Origin of the sequence: Staphylococcus sp. CWZ226 (assembly GCF_018986355.1) — a bacterium.
GTDB classification, from domain to species: Bacteria; Bacillota; Bacilli; order Staphylococcales; family Staphylococcaceae; genus Staphylococcus; species Staphylococcus simulans.
Genome location: NZ_JAHMSB010000003.1, coordinates 81,065 through 103,968 on the forward strand (window position 1 = coordinate 81,065; position 22,904 = coordinate 103,968).

Below are 22,904 nucleotides of genomic sequence, written 5' to 3' on the forward strand. Positions count from 1 at the left end.
TCTATCCACCACACAATCCAATTCATTATTCTTTTGTATGCAAAATTATTGTATACTAATTATGAACGAGGATTTTACAGTGTTTAGATTTGGACGGACGACCTTCGTAACCTCACATAAACTCGAATCTTTCCTCACTATCTATGAATTTTCATCTTGAGAACAAGGGGGCATGTTTATGGAACAAGCTCACAGAATTTTAAGTATTTATACGCGTTTGCTTCAACAAAAGGTTGTAAATAAGTATGAGCTGTCTAACGAATGGGGTGTCTCTTCAAGGACAATACAAAGAGATATCGATAATATTCGGAATTTTCTTTACGATACAGACGAATGGCATGGTTATCGTAAAGAGATTACCTACAATCATAAGTTAGAATCTTATGAAATGGACAGTTCCAGTTCAAACCATGAAGTCTCACTTTACTTTTTGCTGACGTTGTTAGAAACCGTTTCACCTGATATTGATCAACATCTTTATAATTATTTAGAATTACTGATTGCGACTTTCCATACGCAACATGAAAGCGAATTACGTGCACATTTGTCTAAGTTGAAAGTAGGCAAACGTTTCGATGAACTCAATCATATTGTGACTGCTTCACGTGCAATCAATAAATCTCAAAAGCTATATACTGATAACCACCAAGAGATTACCCCTATCGGCATTCAATATTATAACTTTACATTCAACCTAATTTATAAGATGCATGATCAAATCCTTTCTACTGACTTAAAACAAAAAGTTGTCACTTTCAGTCCAAATCACTTCCATGCACAATCCGTCTATAACTCTATAGAATGGGTCACATTTGAACTCGTGCCAGAACTCTATGAATTGATTCGACATCGTTACCAACACAAAATCATTAAATTAGTTAATAAAAAGTATTATGTCATTCGTATTAAAATGTGTGTTGAAGATGCGATTAACTTCTGTTTCACTGCACGAAATCAAGCACGGCTTGTCGGACCTGAAAGTACATATCAAATTGTGATGAAAGAATTGTTGAAACTTCAAGAAACATACTTATTTACTCGACTAAGCGCAAATGAATATTAACATGAAAGCTGTATGTTCAATTTGGACATGCAGCTTTTTTGTCGAAACTTATAATGAGTTTCTTCCTATATTAATAGCCACTTTCTGTTTATTCTATCACGCTTTCACTCTTTCTTAATCATTTTAACTTTCTGTTTAAACATATAGTCATCAGATGACATAATGTGTCATACAATGTGGATAAGTCGTGTGCTTTATTTATGAAAAGCGCATTCATTTTTCTGATAAATGAAAATTTATGTCTACACCTATTATGTAAAATAAATGTATAAGCAATATATATTTTTTTCATCTTAGTAAGTCTATCAAAGTATATGCATATTTATTATTAGGAGGATTAGAAAATGAAAAAGAAACAACTATTTTCTTTACGTAAGCTATCTGTGGGGATTGCTTCAGTATCACTTGGTACATTAGTATTTTTAGGCGGAGGACAAACAGTAAGCGCTGAAACACAAGATTTAAATCAAAAAACTCAAGAAGCTTACAACACGATTAATAACTTACCGAGTTTAACAGATGCTGAGAAAGATGCGTACAATCAACAAATTTTAGAACAAAGCGGACAAAACAACTCAAACTTTGATGCGATTTTAGCTGAAGCTCAAAAAGATAATACACAAGCAGCTGAGGATATTAACTATGCTTCTCAAGATGCTTACAATATTATCAACAACTTACCTAGCTTAACTGATGCACAAAAAGATGCGTATAACCAACAAATTCTTGAATCAGCTGGTGCTAACAACACTGACTTCGACAAAATTTTAGACGAAGCACAAGCTGCCAATGATCAAGCAGCACAAGATATCAATCAAGCTTCTTTAGATGCTTACAACACGATCAACAACTTACCTAGCTTAACTGATGCGCAAAAAGATGCATATAACCAACAAATTCTTGAATCAGCTGGTGCTAACAACACAAACTTCGACGCTATCTTAGCAGAAGCTCAAAAAGTAAATGATCAAACAGCTCAAGATATCAACCAAGCTTCTCAAGAGGCTTATAACACAATCAATAACTTACCTAACTTAACAGATGCTCAAAAAGATGCATACAATCAGCGTATCTTAGAAGTTGCAGGTACAAATAGCACTGACTTCGATGCAATTTTATCAGAAGCTAAAGCTGCTGATGCTCAAGCTGCTAAAGAAACACCTGAAGCACTAGAAGCATTAAACAAAGCAACTCAAGATGCATATAACACAATTAACAACTTACCTAATTTAACAGATGCACAAAAAGATGACTTCAACCACCAAATCTTAGTTGAAAGTGGTCAAAACAGCACAGAAAAATTTGAAGCTATTTTAGCTGAAGCAAAAGCTTTAGATGCTAAACAAGCACCAGTTGAAGAAGACAAAGCTGACGATAAAGAAAAACAAGAAGATTCAAAATCAGAAGATAAAGCTACTGAAGAAGAAGCAAAACCTGAAGACAACAAGTCTGAAGAGAAAGCTGATCAAAAAGAACAACCTAAAGAAGATGCTAAAACTGAAGGTAAAGTAAAAGAAGAAAAAAACACCTGAAAACAAAACAGATGAGAAAGCTGTAGAGAAAGATATTAAAAAAGCTGCGGATGAAAAAACTTCAGTAAAAGAGAGAACTAAAGCAGCTCATGATGCAGTGAACAAATTAGAAAATCTAACTCAAAAACAAAAAGACGCTTATATCGCACAAATCGATAAATCAGCTAAAGAGGATAAAGGTGCACAATTCGAAGCAATCTTAACAGAAGCTAAAGCAGAAGACGCTAAAGTTGCGAAAGAAAATGCGAAACCTAAAGCTGATGCAAAAGAATTACCAGCAACTGGTGAATCAGACGAAGTACTATTTGGTTTATTATCTGGCTCTTTATTTGCAAGCGCAGGTACTTTATTCTTATTAAACGCACGTCGTAAAGAAAGTAAGTAATATTTTTCTTCTATCTAACATTATAAAAACTCCCCTATCTCAAACAACCTGGTAGAAATATCTATCGGGTTGTTTTTTCTGATTCTAAGGAGAAACTTAAAAAGTAAGTTAAGATAGTTCTTCTAAAACTTTAATTTATACACATTAAACCATTAAATAATTTTCAAAACTCTATAAAAGACATATTATGTCATACTAAATGTAAAAGACACGTCTAAATTTACAGAAAATTTTCACACTTATTTTTTAAGTGAAGCATCATGTCTATATACATAGTGTAAAATATATGCATATCTATAAATAATCTATCATATTGTCATCACTACTATGCATAGTCACATTAGGAGGAGAAATACATCATGAAGAAAAAACAACTATTTTCTTTACGTAAATTAACAGTCGGTATCGCATCTGTGTCATTAGGAACAGTAGTATTTTTAAGCGGAGCGCAAGCGGTTGATGCTCAAGCCAATGCGCAAGATGCTACAACTATTACACAAAACGCTTATAACGTGGTAAATAACTTACCAAATATTTCTGATAAAACAAAAGATGCTTATATCGCAAAAATCACTGCTGCAGCTGGTAATAACAAACTTACTGATGTTGAAGGCATTGTAAACAGCGCTAAAGCTGAAGATGCTCAAGTTGCAACTGCTAAAAAAGTTGCTGCTGAACAAGACGCTAAAGCTGTTAACCAACAAGTAGAACTTGCTAAAAAAGTTGCTATTGAAACAGCTAAAAAAGATCATGCTCAAAAAATCGCTAACGCTAAAGCTGAAATTTATAAATTAGAAAACCTTTCTAATTTTACAAAAGCTAGATACAGCGCAAAAATTACTAAAGCAGCTACTGATGAAATTGCAGGATTAGTTCAAAACGCTAAAGCTGAAGATGCTAAAATTGCAACTGCTAAAAATGCAGGTAAAGAACAAGCTAAAGCTGACACTGCTGCTAAAGATAAAGCTGTTAAAGCTTTAAACCAAAAAACTGCTGATGCTTATCAAGTAATCAACTCTTTGAAAAACATCACTGACAAACAACAATTAAGCTTCTTACATCAAGTTGAAGTAGACAGCGGTACTAACAACGGCGAACGTATCGATGCTATCGTTGCTGATGCTAAACAATTAGACGCTCAATTCGCTTATGATAAAGAACAAAAAGCTAAAGCTGAACAAAAAGCTGCAAGAGAATTAAATACTTTAACTCAAGTTGCTTATAACACAGTTAACGGCTTACACAACTTAACTGATCAACAAAAAGATGCATTCAACAAACAAATCTTACAAGACAGTGGTAACAACAACGGTCATAACATTAACAATATCGTTGCTAATGCAAAAGCTTTAGACGAACAAAATGGTAACGCTAAACATGCTCGTGAAGCAGGTGCTAGCACTGTTGAACAAAAAGACAAAGCAGTTAGAGAATTAAACACTTTAACTTCTGTTGCTTATAACACAGTTAACAATTTACCAAACTTAACAGATGCTCAAAAAGATGATTTCAACCATCAAATCTTAGTAGATAGCGGAAACAACAACGGTCAAAAAATTAATGACATCGTTGCTGCTGCTAAACAAAAAGATGCTGAAAGTGCTCAAGCTAAACACGTTCGTGAAGCAGCTGCCAACACTAACCTTCCAGCAGACGTAGCTAAAAAAGTTAAAGCAGCTCACAATACTGTTGAAGCTTTGAAAAACTTAAAACCAGAACAAAAAGCTGCTGCACATCGCAAACTTAACGAAGTAGCACGTACAGATGCTAAAGCTATTGATACTGTTGTAGCTCAAGCTAAAGAATTAAATGCTAACCAAGCACCAGGTAATAACGAAAGAGCTAAACAAAAAATTGAAACAGCTCAAAAAGCTCATGCTCAAAGAATTGCTAATGCTCAAGCTGAAGTTAATAGATTGAAAAACGTTTCTAAAAATACTAAAGCTGAATACAACGAAAAAATTTCACGAGCAGCTACTGATGAGATTCCAGCATTAGTTAAAGAAGTTAAAGCTCTAGATGCTGCTAAACAACCTGCTATTGCTAAAAAAGAAATTGCCGCTGCTCAAAAAGCACATGCTGAACAAATTAAAGAATCTCAAGCTTTAGTTAACAAATTAGAAAACCTTTCTAAAGAAGCTAAAGATGAATACAACAGCAGAATTGCTAAAGCAGCTACTAATGAAGTAGAAGCAATCGTTAATGAAGCTCAAGCTGAAGATACTCATGCTGCTACTGCTAAAAAAGAAATTACAGCAGCTAAAAATGCTCACGAAGCAGAAATCGCTCAAGCACAAGCTGTTGCTAAACAAAAAATTGAAACAGCTCAAAAAGCTCACGCTCAACTACTTGCTGATGCTCAAGCTTTAGTTAACAAATTAGAAAACCTTTCTAAAGAAGCTAAAGATGAATACAACAGCAGAATTGCTAAAGCAGCTACTGATGAAGTTGCAGCAATAGTTCAAAAAGCTCAAGCTGAAAATGCTAAACAAGCACCAGTTAATAAAGAAGTTAAACCTGCTCAAAAAGCTACAACTACTCCAGGTCAAGCTAACAAAGCTGGTCAAACTACAACTGCTCAAAACAATGGTAAAGTTGTAACTGGTCAAAAAGCTGCTCAAAAAGCTGGTCAAACTACAGCTACTACTAACAAAGCAGCTGCTCAACAAAAAGCTAAAGACGCTAAAAAACAATTACCTGCAACTGGTGAACAAGATCAAGTATTATTCGGATTATTATCTGGTTCATTATTCGCAAGTGCTGGTACATTATTCTTATTAAATGCACGTCGTCGTAAAGAAAACGAATAATTTAATCGTTATTCTTTCTAAAAATTAACACCTATACTGAAACCCGGTAGGGAAATGGTCAATGGCCGTTATCCTTACCGGATTTCTTTGATTTTGACTTATTTCTCTCTAATGTCTGCACAATATTCTCCTTTGTTTATCTTTATGAATTAAAGTGTGTATCTGCTTGACGTTCTAAAGGTAATCCCGCTTCAAACCGCTCAATATACTGTTTGAAACTCTCTACATCCTCTGCTTTTGGTTCAAGCACTAATGCTTCGACATCACCAAATGCATGATAATCTAAGTAATCTGATAGTTTTTGACCTTGGTGGTCCACATGATAACGGGCAAGCACCGCAATACCCCATGCGCCGCCTTCACTGGCTGTCTGCATCACACTGACTGGACTTTCAAGTGCTGCAGCTAAGAAGCTTTGTGCTACGCGTTCTGTTTTAAAAATACCGCCGTGACCAATCATACTGTCGATTTCCAACGCTTCATTACGTTTCAATAAATCGATACCGATTTTCAACGTACTAAAAGCACTGAAAATATGTGTTTTCATCACATTCGCCAAATTAAACTGGCTTTCTACACTGCGAATGAACATTGGATAACCTTTTGGCACATCTGTAATAAATTCACCCGAAACATAGCCATAAGATAATAAATGACCAAGTTCTTTATCCCCTTCAAGCGCCTTTTCGAACATCCGTGTAAATAAGTCTTCCTTCGTATATGCAGCTCCCATCGTATCCAGCACTTCTGCGAATAAATCCATCCAAGCATTGATATCAGACGTGCAGTTATTCGCATGAATCATCGCGACTTCATCACCTGCAGGTGTCGTCACTAAATCAACTTCTGGATACAGTTTCTCTAGTGGATGATCTAAGACAATCATAGAGAAGATACTTGTCCCTGCAGATATATTTCCTGTTCTTGGTGCGACACTTTTCGTTGCGACCATACCTGTTGCCGCATCCCCTTCAGGTGCACACATCGGGCATCCAGCTTGTAACTCTTGATTTGGATCAATCAACTTCGCACCTGTTTCTGTTAAGTAGCCTGCATCTTCTCCAGCTACCAACACTTTCGGTAAAACATCATACACATCTTGCGTATAACCTTCTTTGTGATAAAGGTCATTAAATTGATTTAATAAATCTTCCCTGAAGCGATGCGTCTTCGGGTCTATTGGAAACATACCTGAAGCATCTCCAACGCCTAAAACGCGTTCACCTGTTAAATACCAATGTACATAACCAGATAATGTCGTCATATATCGGACATGTTGCGTATGCGGTGCATCATGAATCGCCGCATCATATAACTGCGCAATACTCCACCTTTCAGGAATATTCACCCCAAAATGTTCTGTCAGCTTACGTGCTGCATCATGTGCGTTATTATTACGCCAAGTACGAAATGGTACTAATAAATCGTCTTTATCATCAAACGCTAAATAGCCGTGCATCATACCACTGATACCTAAAGACTTTAACTGTTTAATAGCTACACCATACTTGTCTTTTACTTCATCTGTCATCGATTGATAACTGATTTGAAGTCCGTTCCAGACATCATTAAGTGAATACGTCCAAAATCCATCTTTAAATGTGTTCTCCCATTCAAATGACCCTGTTGCGATTGTTTCACATTGTGCATTAACCGCGACTGTTTTGATTCGTGTAGACCCAAGTTCTATACCTACACTGATATCTCCAGCTTCAATCTGTTCCTTAATCCTTTCCACAGTTTCCACCTTCTCCTAATATTCATTCACTTTCTCTATTTATGTAACAGTTGTATATACAACTGTGTAACCGTTATCATAAATCGTAATCCACAATGAAAGCGTTGTCAATAAATATCTTAAACGTTTAAGGTTTATTCTTACACTTTAACAAGTGATTTACTAAATATTAGTAGTGTTTGGTGGTTCATGTATTTTCGAGCGCAGTAAATAGCATCATGTTTATGAATATTGAAATAAGTAGACAAAAACTAAAAAAGAGACCTGTCCTTTTTGAACAGATCTCAATGTATGAATCACTCACACTTTTCTATAACGTTTTAAACCTACAATATTCAGTATTGTAAATATTACAATAAAGAGGACTAAAATACCGATATCAAACCAGAATGTATTAATACTTTGTGCTTTAATCATAACTTTAGTCAACGCATCCCCTGCATACCGTAATGGGAACAAATAACCGATACTTGCGATAAAGCGATTCACATTATCCAACGGAATAATACCAGAGAATAATACTTGCGGTACGACTACAATCGGAATAAACTGCAGCATTTGAAACTCTGAATTCGCAAACGTGGAAACGAATAATCCCATAGTAAGTGCCGCAAAGGCAATCAGTATATTGATTAATAGTACCCACAAGATATTGCCTGCGACATCAACTTTCAATAAGTAAATTGAAAACAGTACAATAATCAACGTTTGTATCACCGCAAAGATACCGTATCCAACTAGGTAACCGAACACAATTTCACTACGCTTGATTGAAGTCGCAAGTATACGTTCTAAAGTACCTGTCGTTCTTTCTCTTAGTAACGCAATACCTGAAATTAAGAATACAAATAAAAAGACAAAGAAGCCCATTAAAATCGGAAACATTTTATCAAAATAACTGCTGTTAGCATCTCCATATAAATAATGCGCATCAAGTGAGGTTAATTCTGATGTTTGATTTGATTTCATAGCTGCTTTACTTGCTTGAGGCATCTCAGCCAGTTTTATTTTGATAGTTTTCATTTCACCCGCAAGTGCTTGCATTTTATCTTTTTGAAAGGTACCAGCTAGCATTTGTTTTACTGCTGTCGTTTTACTTGGATTCTCATTCGTATAAGTGACCACTAATTGTTTATCATCTTTTTGAACATAAGCATCTAAATCATGCTGTTCGATTAAGGTTTTGACAGATTCAGAATTAGAATAAGTTTCTGTCTGCACTTTATCTTTTGGCAGTGCTTTAACAAAAGATTTAGGGACATCTTCAGAGAAGCCGATATTTAAGTGTTCTTCATTATCGCTATTAAACAAGAAGAACATAATTGTCAAAATGATTAAAGGGACGATAAACATTAAAGCGAGCGTACGTTTATCACGAACTAGATCAATCATGACACGTTTTAAGACTGCTTTAAACCTCATGATCCTTCGCCTCCTCTGCTTTTAAGAATACCTCTTCAATACTTGAAGCATTAAACTGTTGTTTTAATTCATTTGGTGAGCCTAACGCAAAGATATGACCGTCTACTAATAAGCCAACTTGATCACAACGTTCTGCTTCATCCATGACATGTGTTGTCATCAAAATGGTTTGGCCTTGTTCAGCTAGTTGACGCAGTTCATGCCAGATTTTTTGACGTAGACTCGGATCAATACCCACAGTCGGTTCATCTAAAATAAGCAGGTCTGGTCTCCCTAATAAAGTAATTGCTAGGGATAAACGCCGTTTCATACCGCCTGAAAATGTATGTACAATTTGCGATTGTTTATCTTCTAAATCGACCAGTTTCATATAGCGTTTAATATCCTCGTTTAATTGCTTGCCGGATAATCCTTTTAAATTTCCAAAGAATACTAAGTTCTCTTTCGCACTTAAATTCTCATACAAAGCGAGTGTTTGTCCCATATAACCGACATGGCTCAATACTTTACGATTTGGCATTGAATGATTATAAATAGAAGCTTCTCCTCCATCTAACTGTTCCATACCTAGCCAACATTTAATAGCTGTTGTTTTGCCTGAACCACTCGGTCCGATTAATCCCATAATTTGACCTTGTTGAAGCGTCAACGAAATATCTTCCAGCACCGTTTGCTTATTAAACGCTTTAGATGCATGTGTTAACTGTGCGACAGCTTGCATAACTTCTCCCCCATTTCCTATCTCTGCATTGCATATTCATATTACTTTCATTATAAGCCATTCTGGTCTATGAACAACGTATCACCTTTTTAAAACATCTTAATCACACATTTTAAATATGACAATTTTATCAACTTTGAACAATAGCCTGATATGTAAGTCTAGCAATTAACCTTATGGGTAAATATGATAATGAGACTATTTATATATAAATACAACTTATATTAGAGGAGGCTATTTCTTTATGAAATATGTAATTGTCGGAACTTCTCACGCAGGTTATGCGGCAATCGAAACGCTATTAATTTCAGATCCAGAAGCAGAAATTGAAGTGTTTGAAAGTGCAGATAAACCTTCATTCTTATCCTGCGGTATTCAAAGTTATCTAGAAGATGTTGCGCCTAGCTTAGATTCACTACACTATGCAAGCGTGGAATCACTAGAAAATCGTGGTATTAAAGTTCATGTGAATACTACAGTAACTGACTTAGATACTGAAAATAAAACTGTAACAGTTCAAGATAAAGACAATAATGAATCTAAAGTTGATTATGATAAATTATTCTTAAGTCCAGGCGGCGTACCAAACGCACCGCCAATTGATGGCATCAATGACTATAATAATGTGTTATTCATGCGTGGTGCTGACTGGGCAGGCAAAATCAAAGAACGTATGAAATCTGCGAAAAAAGCAATCGTTGTCGGCGGCGGTTATATCGGTATTGAAGCTGCAGAAGCTTTCGTTAAAGCTGGTATTGATACAACAGTGATGGATGACGGAGATCGTTTAATTAAGACGTACCTAGACAAAGAATTTACTGATATTCTCGAAGAGAATGCGAAAGAACACGGTTTAAAATTCAGAGGTAACGAAAATGTGAAAGCATTAAAAGCAGATGATAACAATAACGTAACTGGCGTTGTGACAGACAACGGAGAATTTGAAGCCGATACAGTTATCTTTACCGTAGGTGTTAAACCTGCGACAGAATGGTTAGATGGTAAAGTGAAATTAGGTACTAAAGGTATTATTGAAATTAACGACCACCTTGAAACATCTGAAAAAGATGTCTACGCAAGTGGTGACGCAACAATGATTCCTTATGCACCTATTGAAGAAGAACGCTATATTGCCCTTGCGACAAACTCTCGTCGTCAAGGTTATGTCGCAGCACGCAACATGGCTGGCCATGATATGAAAATGCCTAGAGTTTCTGGTACATCTGGCTTATCATTATTCGATTATAAATTTGGTCAAACAGGTGTACACGAATCAGAAAAAGATAATTATGACGGTAATTTAGGTGCAACGTATATCGAAGTACCTGTACGTCCTAAATTCAGACAAGATGATACAACTGTGCATCTGAAAATTATCTATGATGAAGATTCTCACCGTATCTTAGGTGGTCAAATTATGAGTAAAGAAGACTTAGTAGAATCTATCAATACAATTTCAGTCGCAATCAATGCGGGTTGGAAATTGGAAGATTTAGCATTAGTTGACTTCTTCTTCCAACCTAACTTTGATCGTCCATGGAACTATCTAAACGTCTTGGCACAACGTGCATTAGGCGATGATGTCTTCCCTAAAGACAATCAATTATTCTAACAACTCATTAAATTAATAATCATGTAGAGTGCGGGGCAGTGTCAAAACGGCACTGTCCCGCTTCTCATGTATTTGCTTAACATACCAACTGCCTTTAGAATGAAAGTAAGCTCAAAAACATAGATAAGTGAGGAGGTTCGTCTAATATGTCTCCAGTTTTAATGTGGGTATTATCATTAATTTTCTTCGTGACGGTTATTTTAATTCAAGGTTCTTTAATGAAACGTATTAAAAGCGACTGGAATTTAATCGTGCCTGTAATTTCTGTACTCGTGATGACAGGTTTATTCATCGCAAACTATATCGTCGTTCCAGTCTACATTCTATATGTACTTGTGACTGTGTTTCACGTTTATAGATACACACACGGTACTGTCAAAAACTTTAAAGGTTTCAAAGACTGACTTACACACATACCTAATTGATTTTAGGTATGTTTTTTATTGTCTTAACAAGCTCAACTAATATGATAAACTATAACCATAATCAATAATATATTATAAAGAAGGTGCAACGTTGGCTACTTTTCTAAGTACTATCAGTATCGTCATTCTTTATGTTGCCGCACTATTTACGCAGCACTACATACTGCGTCATACCAATAAGAAATATAAGTTTGTAGTACCGCTTGTATATTCAGTCATTTTGTTGGTGTTGTTCTTAACACATATCATTAACTTACCAACTTTTATTATTTTCTTTATATTAGGCGCAGTTCAACTCTTTGGCCTTGAACAACAACTTAAACGGCATGAGGAAAATAAACAGAAACATTCTGAAGCAGACAAAAAGAAAGAGGTGTCATAAAACATGTCTCCATTTTTAATGCATTGGATTGTACCGCTTGTTACACTGATTATTGCGATTCTTCTTCAAAAAGTAATTGCGTCAAAAGCAAGTGGCAAAGCTAAGTTTATCATTCCTGTTTTATTCTTCATTATAATTATCGGGTATAACTTGCAAGGTATTATCTTATTAGCTCATACAGTTATTTTTATTGTAGTCGGTGAATTCTTCATCGTACTTCAAGGTTTCAAATCTGATAAAGCACATGATGAAACTGACTAATATTATAAAAGTGGCACGTTTAACGAAAGATTTTGCTTTCTTAAACGCGCCGCTTTATTTTATACATTCATTTGTTTGATACGTTGTGCCTGTTTTTCTTTTTCTTTTAATTCACTTTCTTCTCTTTCTTGTAAATTTGTTTTGTATGATACAGGTTCTTGAGGTTTTGGCATCGCATGATGCAAGGGTTCTATATTAGGATATTTCTCTCGTTGATCAGATGTTGATTCGAATTCCTCTGTTTTCTTCTTTTCTGCTGACTGTTCTTTTAAATTTGAATCTTGTTGAAGGTATTTCGGACGATTCTTCACTTCATAATAAATACGTCCAATATATTCACCAATAACTCCTAATGAAATCAACTGAATACTACCTAAGAATAAAATCGCAAAAATTGTAGTGAAATAACCTGGTGCATCAATACCGTTAAAGATAATCATTAAGAAATTGATTAACAAGTATAATAAACTAATACCAAAGATTCCCATACCAAAGTACATAATTGTACGTAACGGCTTGTTGTTAAACGAAATAACACCGTCTACACCGTAATCTAATAATTTAAAGAATGACCACTTAGAGTCTCCAGCTATGCGTTCTTGGTTTTCGTATTCAATCGTTTCTGTCTTATAACCTACCCAAGAAAATAATCCTTTAGAGAATCTTTGTGTCTCTCCTAAATCAGCAAGTGTACGTACGACACGTTGACTTAATAAACGGAAATCACCTACACCATCTTCAATTGGTACATCGACGAAGCGATTGACCAACTTATAATAACAATGCGTCATAAATTTACGTGTAGCTTTTTCACCTTCACGATTACGTTTAGCAATAACTTGGTCTGTACCATTTTCTAAATACTTCTCAATCATTTGTGGAATTAATTCAGGTGGATGTTGTAGATCACCATCTAAAATAATCACTGCATCTACATCTCTACTTTGATCCAGTCCAGCATACATTGCAGCTTCTTTACCAAAGTTTCTACTGAATTCAATGTATTTTACGTGTGAGTCATATTGGCTGTAATCTTTAACCTTTTCAATTGTGCTGTCCTTACTCCCGTCGTCAATAAAAAGCAAATCAAATTCATAGTTTTGTTTTTTCGAATCTTCTTCTAGAACTTTCTTTAGTTCTTTGTATGTGTAGTTGATAACATCTTCTTCATTAAAGCATGGGATTAACATTCTTACTTTAACCATTCTATTTCTCCGTTCTATTGTAAAATGTTTCCACTTCTTCTATTTATATTAAGGGTTATTTATCTATATACCCAAATTTGTATTTTAAATTTAGAAACAGTATGTTTTTAATATACTACTTAGAATTTGTTTCACATTATAATAGATGACTTTGACTTTTTCTAATAAAACCTAGCATCTTTACAAAATCTATATATTCTTAATGAAGGTTATACAATGACTTCAAAGTATATGAGGACTCTATCCTTCTAACAAAATAAAAAGCACCAACCATCTTCAATAAATAAGATGGTTGGTGGTTAAATTCAAATTAATACATTTTTTGGACCAAATGAAACTTAGTATAGTCCTTTAGTTTGGTTGCTTGTATCAATATAGATGTTTTTAACTTGTTGATAGTTTTGGATAGCTGCTTTGTAAGTTTCACGGCCAATACCAGATTTTTTGTAGCCGCCAAATGGAGCGCCTTCTGGTACTTGGTTATAAGTGTTAACCCAGATACGGCCTGTTCTAACTTCACGTGCAACTTTCAATGCACGGTTGATGTTTTCAGAGAAAACGCCACCTGCTAAACCATATTCAGAATCATTTGCGATTTGAATTGCTTCGTCTTCATCTTTAACTTTAATAACTGTTAAGACAGGACCAAAGATTTCTTCTTGTGCAAGTTTGTTTTTATTATTTTCTACTGCAATGATTGTTGGTTCGAAGAAATAACCTTTAGATAATTCTCCATCTGTTAAGCGGTTACCGCCAACTAAGATTTCTGCACCTGATTCTTTAGCATAATCTACATAATTTTGGATTTTTTCTAATTGTGCTTCACCTGTTTGTGAACCCATTTGAATATTTTCATCTAGAGGGTCACCTACTTTAATACGGCTGAATGCATCTTTTAAGCGATCCATTAATTTATCATAGATATCTTCTTGTACAAGCAAGCGTGAACCAGCACTGCAGACTTCACCTTGGTTGAATAAGATACCAAGTTGAATACCTTCTACCGCAACATCTAAGTTTGCATCATCTAAGATGATGTTAGCTGATTTACCCCCAAGTTCTAGTGTTGCAGGAACTAAGCGTTTCGCTGCAGCATCAGCAACTTGATAACCTACTTCTGTTGAACCAGTGAATGATAATTTATCTACACCTTCGTGATTGAAGATTGCATTACCTGATTCAGAACCTTTACCTGTTAAGATGTTTACTACACCATTAGGTAATACTTCTTGGAAGATTTTAGCTAATTCAATTAAGCTGACTGGTGTAGATGATGATGGTTGGATGACTACTGTGTTACCAGCCGCAAGTGCTGGTGCTAATTTCCAAGCTGATAATAACATTGGGAAGTTCCATGCTACTACGGCACCTACAACACCAATTGGTTCATGACGTACAATACTCATAACATCTTCACTCATGTCATTAACTGTACCTTCATCTGTGTCAATTACACTTGCGAAGTATTCATAATGACGTGCTGATAATGGAATATCGATTGTGGATGTTTCACGAATCGGTTTACCATTATTTAATGTTTCGATAACTGCGAAACGATCTTTTTGTTCTAATAATTTGTCACCAATTTCGCGTAATAATTTCACGCGCTCTGCTTTAGGTGTTTTACTCCAGCTGTCGAATGCTGCTTGTGCTGCTTGAACAGCTTTATCAACATCTTTTTCGCTTGCTTTAGCTACTTTAGTGATAACCTCACCTGTTGCTGGGTTTGAAACGTCAATTGTTTCTCCTGATTCGCTCGGTACAAACTCACCATTAATAAATAAATCATAACTGTCTTGGATATAGTCTCTTACATTTACACTCATGATTAAAAGCCTCCTTTAAAGCTAATTTATTTATTGCTCAAGGTTTATGAAAAGCTTGGAAACCTTGTTAAAACCCATTGTGAAGCGTTTTCAGTTGTATATTAATTATCACATAATTAAATAAGTTAGTCATACAATGTGCTTATGAATCCATTCAAATGAAAAAAAGCCCTGCATCATGCAGAGCTTTTAAAGATCTTAATTATGCTTTTACATGTGTCATTTCTAATTGGTGTACTAAATGTTTCAACATTGTATTGTTTGGTATTGGAATACCAAATTCTTGACCATATTCTTCAACTTGACCGTTTAGGTAATCAACTTCTGTTAAACGACCACTATATAAGTCTTGGTGCATTGAAGGATGATGTAAACCTTGTGTTTCAACAGGATAAGATCCTTCGATTTTATGCACGATTGTGTCAAAATCTACTTCAACGCCTTTAGCAGCTGCTACTTCTACGATTTCACGTATGATTGGTGTAATCATTTCGCGTGAATTTTCGTATGCTGCAAAATCAACGATACGTTTATCTAAAATTGTACAAAGTGGATTAACTACACTATTAAGTGCTGCTTTTAACCAAACTGTTTGCATAATTTGATTACTGATTGTTGGATTTAAACCTGCGTCTTCAAAGACTTGATTAATTTCTCTTGTTCTTTCACTTTCTTTACCATCAACACGTTGGAAGTCTACAGTACCTACACCTTCAAGTAATAGTTTACCCGGTCCTCTTAAACCAGCTGTCCACATTGTAACAGCAAGATATATTTGTTCCTCAGGTACGACTTGTTTAAAACGTTCGTCATGACCCAAACCGTTCATCATTGTCAATACTGCTGTGTCTTTAGTAATAGCCCCTTTATCTTTCAGCTTTTGCAACATTTCTACAGATTGCATTGCTTTTGTAAGAATGATGACTAAATCATATTGATCATTCACTTCTTCAGGTGTAATCATTGTCGCATCTACTTGATAAGTCTCAGTTTCTGTTTGAATTTCAAAACCATGTTTTTGTACAGCCTCAACGTGAGGTAACCAACTATCAATAAATGTAACGTCGTAACCTGCTTTTTGAATTTGTGTGCCTACACGGCCGCCCATAGCGCCGGCACCAGCAACTGCAATTTTCATATTCATCGTACTCCTTATGTTTGTATTGCGGTAAGTTATTACCGTATCTAAAGTTGTATCTGTTTATATTATAACGCTTAATTCTGTTATTTTTGAATATTGAGATAACTTATATTGAAAAATTAGCCGGCAATTTTGCCGGCTAATCGTAATGATTGAGATTATTTAGCTTCTTTTCTCTTTGTATAATAATAGATTGGAATACCTAATAAAGTAATGACAATACCAATTGATGCGAGTAATGTTTGAGTGAACAATGTATTAATTAATACGAACACACCTGACACAATCGCAATTAATGGTACGATTGGATAAAGCGGTACTTTATAAGGACGTTCCATTTCTGGTTCTCTACGTCTAAGAATCATTACTGCTACGAAAGCCATTGTGTAGAATGTCCAGATAACAAAGATCAACATATTTGTAATTGTATCGAATGCACCTAAAGACATCATAACGAAAGCAATAACGATTTGAACTAAACCACTTGCCCATGGTGCTTGTCCTGGTGTCAATTTCAAGAAGAAGTTCTTGAATGGTAAACCGCCACGTTCAGCCATCGCATATGGTACACGCATACCTGTCATCATATAACCATTTAAAGCACCATATACAGATACCATGATACCAATTGTGACAATTTTACCTCCGCCATTACCGAAGATTTTAACAGAAGCTTCACTTGCTGCGTTCAAGTTACCGCTGATTTCTGAAATTGGTAATGTCATTAAGAATACTGCGTTGATTAAAAGATAAACAACCATTACAGCACCTAAACCGATAGTGATTGCACCTGGTAAGTCACGTTTTGGATTCTTCAACTCACCAGCAATTGTACCAACGTGCATCCAACCATCATAAGCGAACATAGTCGCAAGTAAACCTGCACCTAAGGCTGTAAAGAAGCCTTGCTGCTCACCTGATTGAATTGGGAATAGTGAGAATTCTACATTACTAGGTGCAAAGAAGCCGACGGCTACAATTAAGATAATTGGAATCAGTTTAATTACTAATGTAATAGACTGAAGCATACCTCCTGCTTTAGATCCTAAGCAGTTGATAAAGTATACAGTTAGCGCAGTTATTAATGCAATCAACAAAATCCAATGTGCTTTAATATGGAATAAGTTAGTAAATTGCGTCGCAAAGACAATTGCTAAAGCAGCAACGTTTGCTGGGAAATAAATAAATGCTTGCGCCCATCCTGATAAGTAACCCCAGAAGTTACCGTAAGTATATTCAATATATTTAACAAGTCCGCCTGTCTCTGGAATTGCGGCGGCAAGTTCGGCTGCAGTCAACCCTGCACAGATTGTTACTAAACCACCTAACAGCCATACCAACATTGCCATACTTGTAGAGCCCGTTACTTCTGCGACACTGGAAACTTTAAAGAATACGCCAGCGCCGATTACCGTTCCCATAACTATGGAAATGGCTGAGAAGAAACCTAAATTACGTTTAAGCTCATTTTGATTACTCATTTCTATCTATCCTCCATTTACTCATACGTGATAAGCAAGTAGAGAGACGCTATACATTATTAAAACAGTATCATTCAATATTATTACAAAAATAAAAGACCATACCGCACAACACATACATGGATTTTAAAAATCTTTGTATGTGTCGTACTGTTCAGCCGCTTCTTTAACCCTTCCTTATTGAATGCGCTTACATACTGAAAAAAATAACTTTTTATTTGTCTCTGTTACTTTTATCCCTTTTGATAATGTTAATCATAGCTTCCTGTTACAGTTTAACGCACGCTCGCATAATGGGCAATAACATTTTCTTTTAATATATACACAATTTATGAACAAACTTTGAAAAGGTGTTTTGAATGTATTAAAGAAAACTGTTATTTATTTGAGGTAGTTAAACCAAACTTAAAATATCTGAATAACCCCAACCAATCATACTTATTTCTATTACCTGCTTCTCCCTCTTTTAAATCATTTTTTTACTTTTATTTCTCAAAAAAAGCATTTGCAACTTAGTGCAAATGCTTAAAATGATATTATTTAGTTTCCACAACAGACTTAGGTTCTTCTGGTTTAATACTATAATTGTTCAACACCATCGGATAAAGTGTGTTTCTGCCAACGACTATTCTTACGTATGGGAAGAAAGATAGTATGATAGCTAAGCCTACACAAAAACCTAGTGTGAATATAGTAGTTAATGTAAAGAATGCGAAAGGATACTTCACAAATGAAGCTAGTCCTCTAGAAATATGTTGGATAATAATTTGATGTGATAAATAGATAAAGAACGAGATTTCACTAATCATATATAAAGCTGTTAAGTGGTATCGACTTAATTGTTTTGCGACATAAATAGCTAAAACAAAGAATGCTGCTGTGAAGATGAATAGGTCAAAACGATTTGATTCTCTCCATGTAACGTTCAACACAAAGAAATCGAATGCTATAACTAGTCCACTTAGTAAAAGTGCCCCAAGTACATATAGTACTTTTTGTTGCACATACTGCATCACTGCATCAAAGTTCTTACCAATATAGAAACCGATAACAAAGTAAAACAACCAATTTAAAATAATTGTACGGTTAAATAATGGATAATACGTATTCCAAAACTCTAAATAAGTTGTACTATAGTACATTAAAAAAGCATGTCCAAAACTAATAACTAATGACACAACGATAGGTATAAGTGGTTTCATGCGATCTAGCACTTTATAAAACAACATATGTAATACAAAGAATTGGAAAATAACCAGTACAAACCATCCAAAGAATTTACCTTCTAACAAAATATTAATCAATAAGTGACTCATTGAGAAATTTTTACTTGGATCAAAATATATCTCGACAATCACAAATAATGCAAAGCAAATGTATGGTATTAAAATAAACTTCACGCGTTTAGTTAAAAAGTTATTAGGTATATGTTTAGAATACCTCATACCTAACAACATTTCAGATAACATAATAAAGCACGGTGTCGCACTAAATAATAAGACTTGAATGTAACTTGCGCTTCGTTTTTGGAACTCTGTGATATGCGGATCATTCACAAAACCTGTCATTGCATGAACAACAACGATAATGACACAAAAAATAGCACGCGCATATGTCAGCTCTACTTTCTTTTTCATTTTGCGTACTCCCTTAATATTTATCCCTAGTATTATAACGCTTTCAATGAATACATAAAAAATTCTTTTAAATATCAGCAAGCGATATTTAAAAGAGATATGTTTTCACAAATACGTTCATCATCATTAATTATATGTAACTTACATCATTTACGCAATAGAGTTAAGAACACTATTTAGTTCTATCGAAAGTTATTTTCAAAAATAAATAGACTTACGCATGGCGCGCAAGCCTATCTTTAACCGTTTTATTAATCTAATAATGAATAAAACTCATTTAGTGCAGTTTCATTATGGTTTTGTCCTTTAAATGTTTCAAAGACAGGAATCTGACCATTCATGAAACTCTTAATGTTTTCACCGACTTTTTCTGGTTCATTTTCTGTAAGAATTCCGAAGTCACCATAACGTAAAACATATCTGTTAGCCGGGATGTTTGAGGCAAGTACATTAACACCAACTGTTAACGCTTCAAGCAACACCATAGACTGCCCTTCATAATGAGAAGTTAACGCAAAGACATCACATTGCTTCATAATGTTAAATGGATTTCGTTTTTGACCCACCAAGAAAACATTGTCCTCTAATTGCAGTTTGCGAATCAATTGTTCTAAGTTAGAGCGTAACGGCCCCTCACCTAAAATGTACAATTTCGCAGTTGGATTTTCTTTAACTGCATCTTTGAAGCCTTCAATTAAAATATCAAAGCCTTTTTCTGGAGAAAGCCTACCCATCGCCATAACTTTGAAATCTTGATCATTAAACGGAACACTCACGATTTCTCCATTATTTAAGTATGCTAATACTTTTTGTCCGCGATGCATAAAGAAATCTGTATCTTCGTCTTTTAATTTATTAATACGTGTTAAATTAATTGTATTCATAGCTGATGTAAATTTATCTTTTGTTTTAGACGTTGCTAAGTTTTCTTTATTTATTCTACATGTTTCTTCTGAAACGCTGACTAAATAGTCAAAACGATTATATAAACTGATGACACCTTTTAAGTTTTGGTAATGCGGACGTATACCATTTACGTTACGATTCATATCACTCTTAATGTCACTATGAAGGTACATTAGTTTACGTTTAGATTCTGTTCCTAATAGAATTTTTGACCAGAACATAGAATAACCACTGAAGTCTACTACAACGTCAAATTTTGAAATTCCGAAAATCTTTCTAAATTCGCGTTCAAATACTTCTGTTGGATAAACTGATTCTTCCAATACAGATTTAACACCTCTATTTTTAACAAAGATATCTCTGTATTTCTCTAAAGTAGTACCTAATAAAGGTCCTTTTCTTAAGATAATACGTACATTTTTATTAACTTCTTTCAAATTATCTAAGATTTCACGATTCTTTGTATCTCCCAAGAAAATCGTTACATCATATTTATCGTAATCAATATTTTCTAATAAATTAATTGCTGATGTAGTAATACCATTATTTTTCATTCCGCCTGGATACATCAATATTTTCTTCTTAGTGTTTTCTTGATTACTAACAACCGGTTGGAACATTTTGTTAACAAGACGTTCAGTTCCATGTCCATCTTCATAAGGAACATATAAATCTTTAAAACGCTCATATTTAGTTTGATATACATCTTGGTTTGTTTCCGCTTCATTAACAGCTGATACAAGCTCATCTATGTCATAGACCGACGGTCCAGGAAGTAGATCTGTATTAATATAAAGTCCGCGGTCACTATTGTAATCCTCATAATCAGGCGCATAAAAAACAATAGGTTGATCTGTTACAAGATAATCAAAGAAAATACTAGAGTAATCCGTTACTAACAAATCTACAGCTGCTAACAATTCATTCGTATCAAATGAATCAGGAACAAGATATGGCTTTAGTTCTTTATAATTTAATGCTGTTTTATAAACAAAAGGATGTACTTTAACAATAACCTGATAGTCTGTTTTCTTTTCAAGTTCTAAGACCATTTCATGAATGTCAGCCACACTATCTTCGGGGTCATTAACATCAGTCCCACGCCATGTTGGCGCAAATAAAAGTGTTTTACGTTTCTTTAATTTAAGACCATTTTGTTTTAAATGTTTACGTACATCTTTTTTATCACTATTCAATGTTAAATCAATTCTTGGATAACCTATTTCAGCTAAATCACCATTATAAATACCCTCTAAACTAAACGCTCTTTTGAACACTTCTGTTGTATGAGGGTTCGGACTGACTAATATATCTGCACTTAAAAAGTTTTTAATGATATTTTGAGAGCCGACTAAGTTATCTTCTACATCTAGGCCCATAGCTTTAATAGGTGTACCATGCCAAGTATTTACATACACTTGTTCTGGTTTCTTTGTAAAATAAGCGGGGAAAGTTGAGTTATTGATAATATACTTAGCAGTTGTAAGTACACTTAAATAATCGTCACTTTCTTTTACAATGAATCGCACATTTTTAAATGATTTATATTGTTTAGTATATGCTTTACGTTTTTTCTCAGAATCTACAACCCAGATATGTTCTAATTTTTTATATTTCTTATCTCTTAATAGATATTTAAAAACTGCATAAGGGCTGTCTGTCATACTCTTACCATCTCGTGCTTGATAAACTATTTGTCTATCGTTAACTTTGTTCTTTTTATAAAAGTTCGCATATTTAGTTGTTTTTAAGACATACTTGCTCTTAAACTTCGATTTGACAGGTTGCTCAATAAACTTATATTTTCTTTTCGCTTGATTCAGTATAAATCCGCTTACTTTATTCAATGTAGACACTCCTATTTATCTTTTTTATCAACATTAAAACAAAAGCTTTATTCTTTACCGTATAACTCTTTCTTGATTTGTGTCGTAGAAATACCTTCCGTACGTTTTAAATAAATGACTTCACACTGTTCTTTCAAGAAATCAAATTCACCTTCCCAATCGTGCCCCATCACGAATGTATCTACTTCATATCGATCAACGTCTTTTTGTTTTTGGCCCCAATCATTTTCAGGGATTACTAAATCTACATAACGAATTGATTCTAACATCATCTTTCTTTGTTCATAGCTATAGTAAGATTTTTTATTCTTAATTTTATTAAACTCATCACTAGACAATGCCACAATAAGATAATCTCCCATTTCTCTTGCACGTCTTAATAATTCAATATGTCCATAATGTAATAAATCATAAGTTCCATAAGTAATTACTCTCTTCATACTGTCCACTCTTTCATTCGTTTTTCTTTATTTATGATGAAACACATACTCTACTATGTATTTTGCAAAC

General features: G+C 34.5%; 18 protein-coding genes. 8 read left to right on the top strand and 10 right to left on the bottom strand.

What is annotated here, in order from left to right; translation table 11 throughout:
• The first annotated feature begins 178 nt into the window (after positions 1 to 178).
• The 4 genes from KRR19_RS03630 to KRR19_RS03645 all read left to right on the top strand — a co-directional run bounded on the left by KRR19_RS03630 (position 179) and on the right by KRR19_RS03645 (position 5,790).
• Positions 179 to 1,063, top strand: a complete 885-nt coding sequence (locus KRR19_RS03630; RefSeq protein ID WP_002479930.1) for a helix-turn-helix transcriptional regulator — start codon at positions 179 to 181, stop codon at positions 1,061 to 1,063.
• Between the two features lie 344 nt (positions 1,064 to 1,407).
• A complete protein-coding gene (locus KRR19_RS03635; protein ID WP_216733444.1) occupies positions 1,408 to 2,595 on the top strand; it encodes a YSIRK-type signal peptide-containing protein in 1,188 nt (395 codons plus the stop codon).
• Between the two features lie 97 nt (positions 2,596 to 2,692).
• Complete coding sequence (locus tag KRR19_RS12345; protein WP_107552781.1) at positions 2,693 to 2,980, top strand: LPXTG cell wall anchor domain-containing protein; 288 nt, start codon at positions 2,693 to 2,695, stop codon at positions 2,978 to 2,980.
• Positions 2,981 to 3,339: 359 nt separating this feature from the next.
• A complete protein-coding gene (locus tag KRR19_RS03645; RefSeq protein WP_216733445.1) occupies positions 3,340 to 5,790 on the top strand; it encodes a YSIRK-type signal peptide-containing protein in 2,451 nt (816 codons plus the stop codon).
• 142 nt (positions 5,791 to 5,932) lie between these two features.
• Here the strand turns inward: KRR19_RS03645 and KRR19_RS03650 are convergent, their stop codons facing one another.
• The 3 genes from KRR19_RS03650 to KRR19_RS03660 all read right to left on the bottom strand — a co-directional run bounded on the left by KRR19_RS03650 (position 5,933) and on the right by KRR19_RS03660 (position 9,671).
• On the bottom strand, positions 5,933 to 7,528 hold the full coding sequence (locus tag KRR19_RS03650) for a xylulokinase (protein WP_002479933.1): 1,596 nt from the start codon (positions 7,526 to 7,528) through the stop codon (positions 5,933 to 5,935).
• Between the two features lie 300 nt (positions 7,529 to 7,828).
• Entirely contained in the window at positions 7,829 to 8,950 is a 1,122-nt protein-coding gene (locus tag KRR19_RS03655) for an ABC transporter permease (protein ID WP_216733446.1), read from the bottom strand.
• On the bottom strand, positions 8,940 to 9,671 hold the full coding sequence (locus KRR19_RS03660; RefSeq protein ID WP_002479935.1) for an ABC transporter ATP-binding protein: 732 nt from the start codon (positions 9,669 to 9,671) through the stop codon (positions 8,940 to 8,942). The genes KRR19_RS03655 and KRR19_RS03660 overlap by 11 nt, the downstream gene beginning before the upstream one ends.
• 244 nt (positions 9,672 to 9,915) lie before the next feature.
• On the opposite strand from KRR19_RS03660, the gene KRR19_RS03665 reads away from it, so the two are divergent.
• From KRR19_RS03665 to KRR19_RS03680, 4 genes are all read left to right on the top strand, one after another.
• On the top strand, positions 9,916 to 11,283 hold the full coding sequence (locus KRR19_RS03665; protein ID WP_002479936.1) for an FAD-dependent oxidoreductase: 1,368 nt from the start codon (positions 9,916 to 9,918) through the stop codon (positions 11,281 to 11,283).
• A 146-nt stretch (positions 11,284 to 11,429) separates the two neighbouring features.
• Positions 11,430 to 11,687, top strand: a complete 258-nt coding sequence (locus KRR19_RS03670) for a hypothetical protein (protein ID WP_216733447.1) — start codon at positions 11,430 to 11,432, stop codon at positions 11,685 to 11,687.
• Between the two features lie 112 nt (positions 11,688 to 11,799).
• A complete protein-coding gene (locus tag KRR19_RS03675; RefSeq protein ID WP_002479938.1) occupies positions 11,800 to 12,090 on the top strand; it encodes a hypothetical protein in 291 nt (96 codons plus the stop codon).
• A 3-nt stretch (positions 12,091 to 12,093) separates the two neighbouring features.
• Positions 12,094 to 12,351, top strand: coding sequence for a hypothetical protein (locus KRR19_RS03680; RefSeq protein ID WP_002479939.1), 258 nt, complete (start codon positions 12,094 to 12,096; stop codon positions 12,349 to 12,351).
• Between the two features lie 59 nt (positions 12,352 to 12,410).
• Here KRR19_RS03680 and KRR19_RS03685 read toward each other — a convergent pair whose 3' ends face one another.
• From KRR19_RS03685 to tagD, 7 genes are all read right to left on the bottom strand, one after another.
• On the bottom strand, positions 12,411 to 13,556 hold the full coding sequence (locus KRR19_RS03685; RefSeq protein ID WP_002479940.1) for a glycosyltransferase family 2 protein: 1,146 nt from the start codon (positions 13,554 to 13,556) through the stop codon (positions 12,411 to 12,413).
• A gap of 338 nt (positions 13,557 to 13,894) precedes the next feature.
• Entirely contained in the window at positions 13,895 to 15,382 is a 1,488-nt protein-coding gene (locus KRR19_RS03690; RefSeq protein ID WP_002479941.1) for an aldehyde dehydrogenase family protein, read from the bottom strand.
• 202 nt (positions 15,383 to 15,584) lie between these two features.
• Positions 15,585 to 16,520 carry a ketopantoate reductase family protein gene (locus KRR19_RS03695; protein ID WP_216733448.1) on the bottom strand — a complete coding sequence of 312 codons (936 nt, stop codon included), beginning with the start codon at positions 16,518 to 16,520 and terminating at the stop codon, positions 15,585 to 15,587.
• 161 nt (positions 16,521 to 16,681) lie between these two features.
• On the bottom strand, positions 16,682 to 18,004 hold the full coding sequence (locus tag KRR19_RS03700; RefSeq protein WP_002479943.1) for an APC family permease: 1,323 nt from the start codon (positions 18,002 to 18,004) through the stop codon (positions 16,682 to 16,684).
• Between the two features lie 536 nt (positions 18,005 to 18,540).
• Complete coding sequence (locus KRR19_RS03705) at positions 18,541 to 19,641, bottom strand: acyltransferase family protein (protein WP_002479944.1); 1,101 nt, start codon at positions 19,639 to 19,641, stop codon at positions 18,541 to 18,543.
• A 251-nt stretch (positions 19,642 to 19,892) separates the two neighbouring features.
• On the bottom strand, positions 19,893 to 22,394 hold the full coding sequence (locus KRR19_RS03710; RefSeq protein WP_002479945.1) for a glycosyltransferase: 2,502 nt from the start codon (positions 22,392 to 22,394) through the stop codon (positions 19,893 to 19,895).
• A 47-nt stretch (positions 22,395 to 22,441) separates the two neighbouring features.
• The gene (tagD, locus tag KRR19_RS03715) at positions 22,442 to 22,834 is read right to left on the bottom strand and encodes a glycerol-3-phosphate cytidylyltransferase (protein ID WP_002479946.1); all 393 of its coding nucleotides are present in this window, start codon (positions 22,832 to 22,834) and stop codon (positions 22,442 to 22,444) included.
• Positions 22,835 to 22,904: the final 70 nt, after the last annotated feature.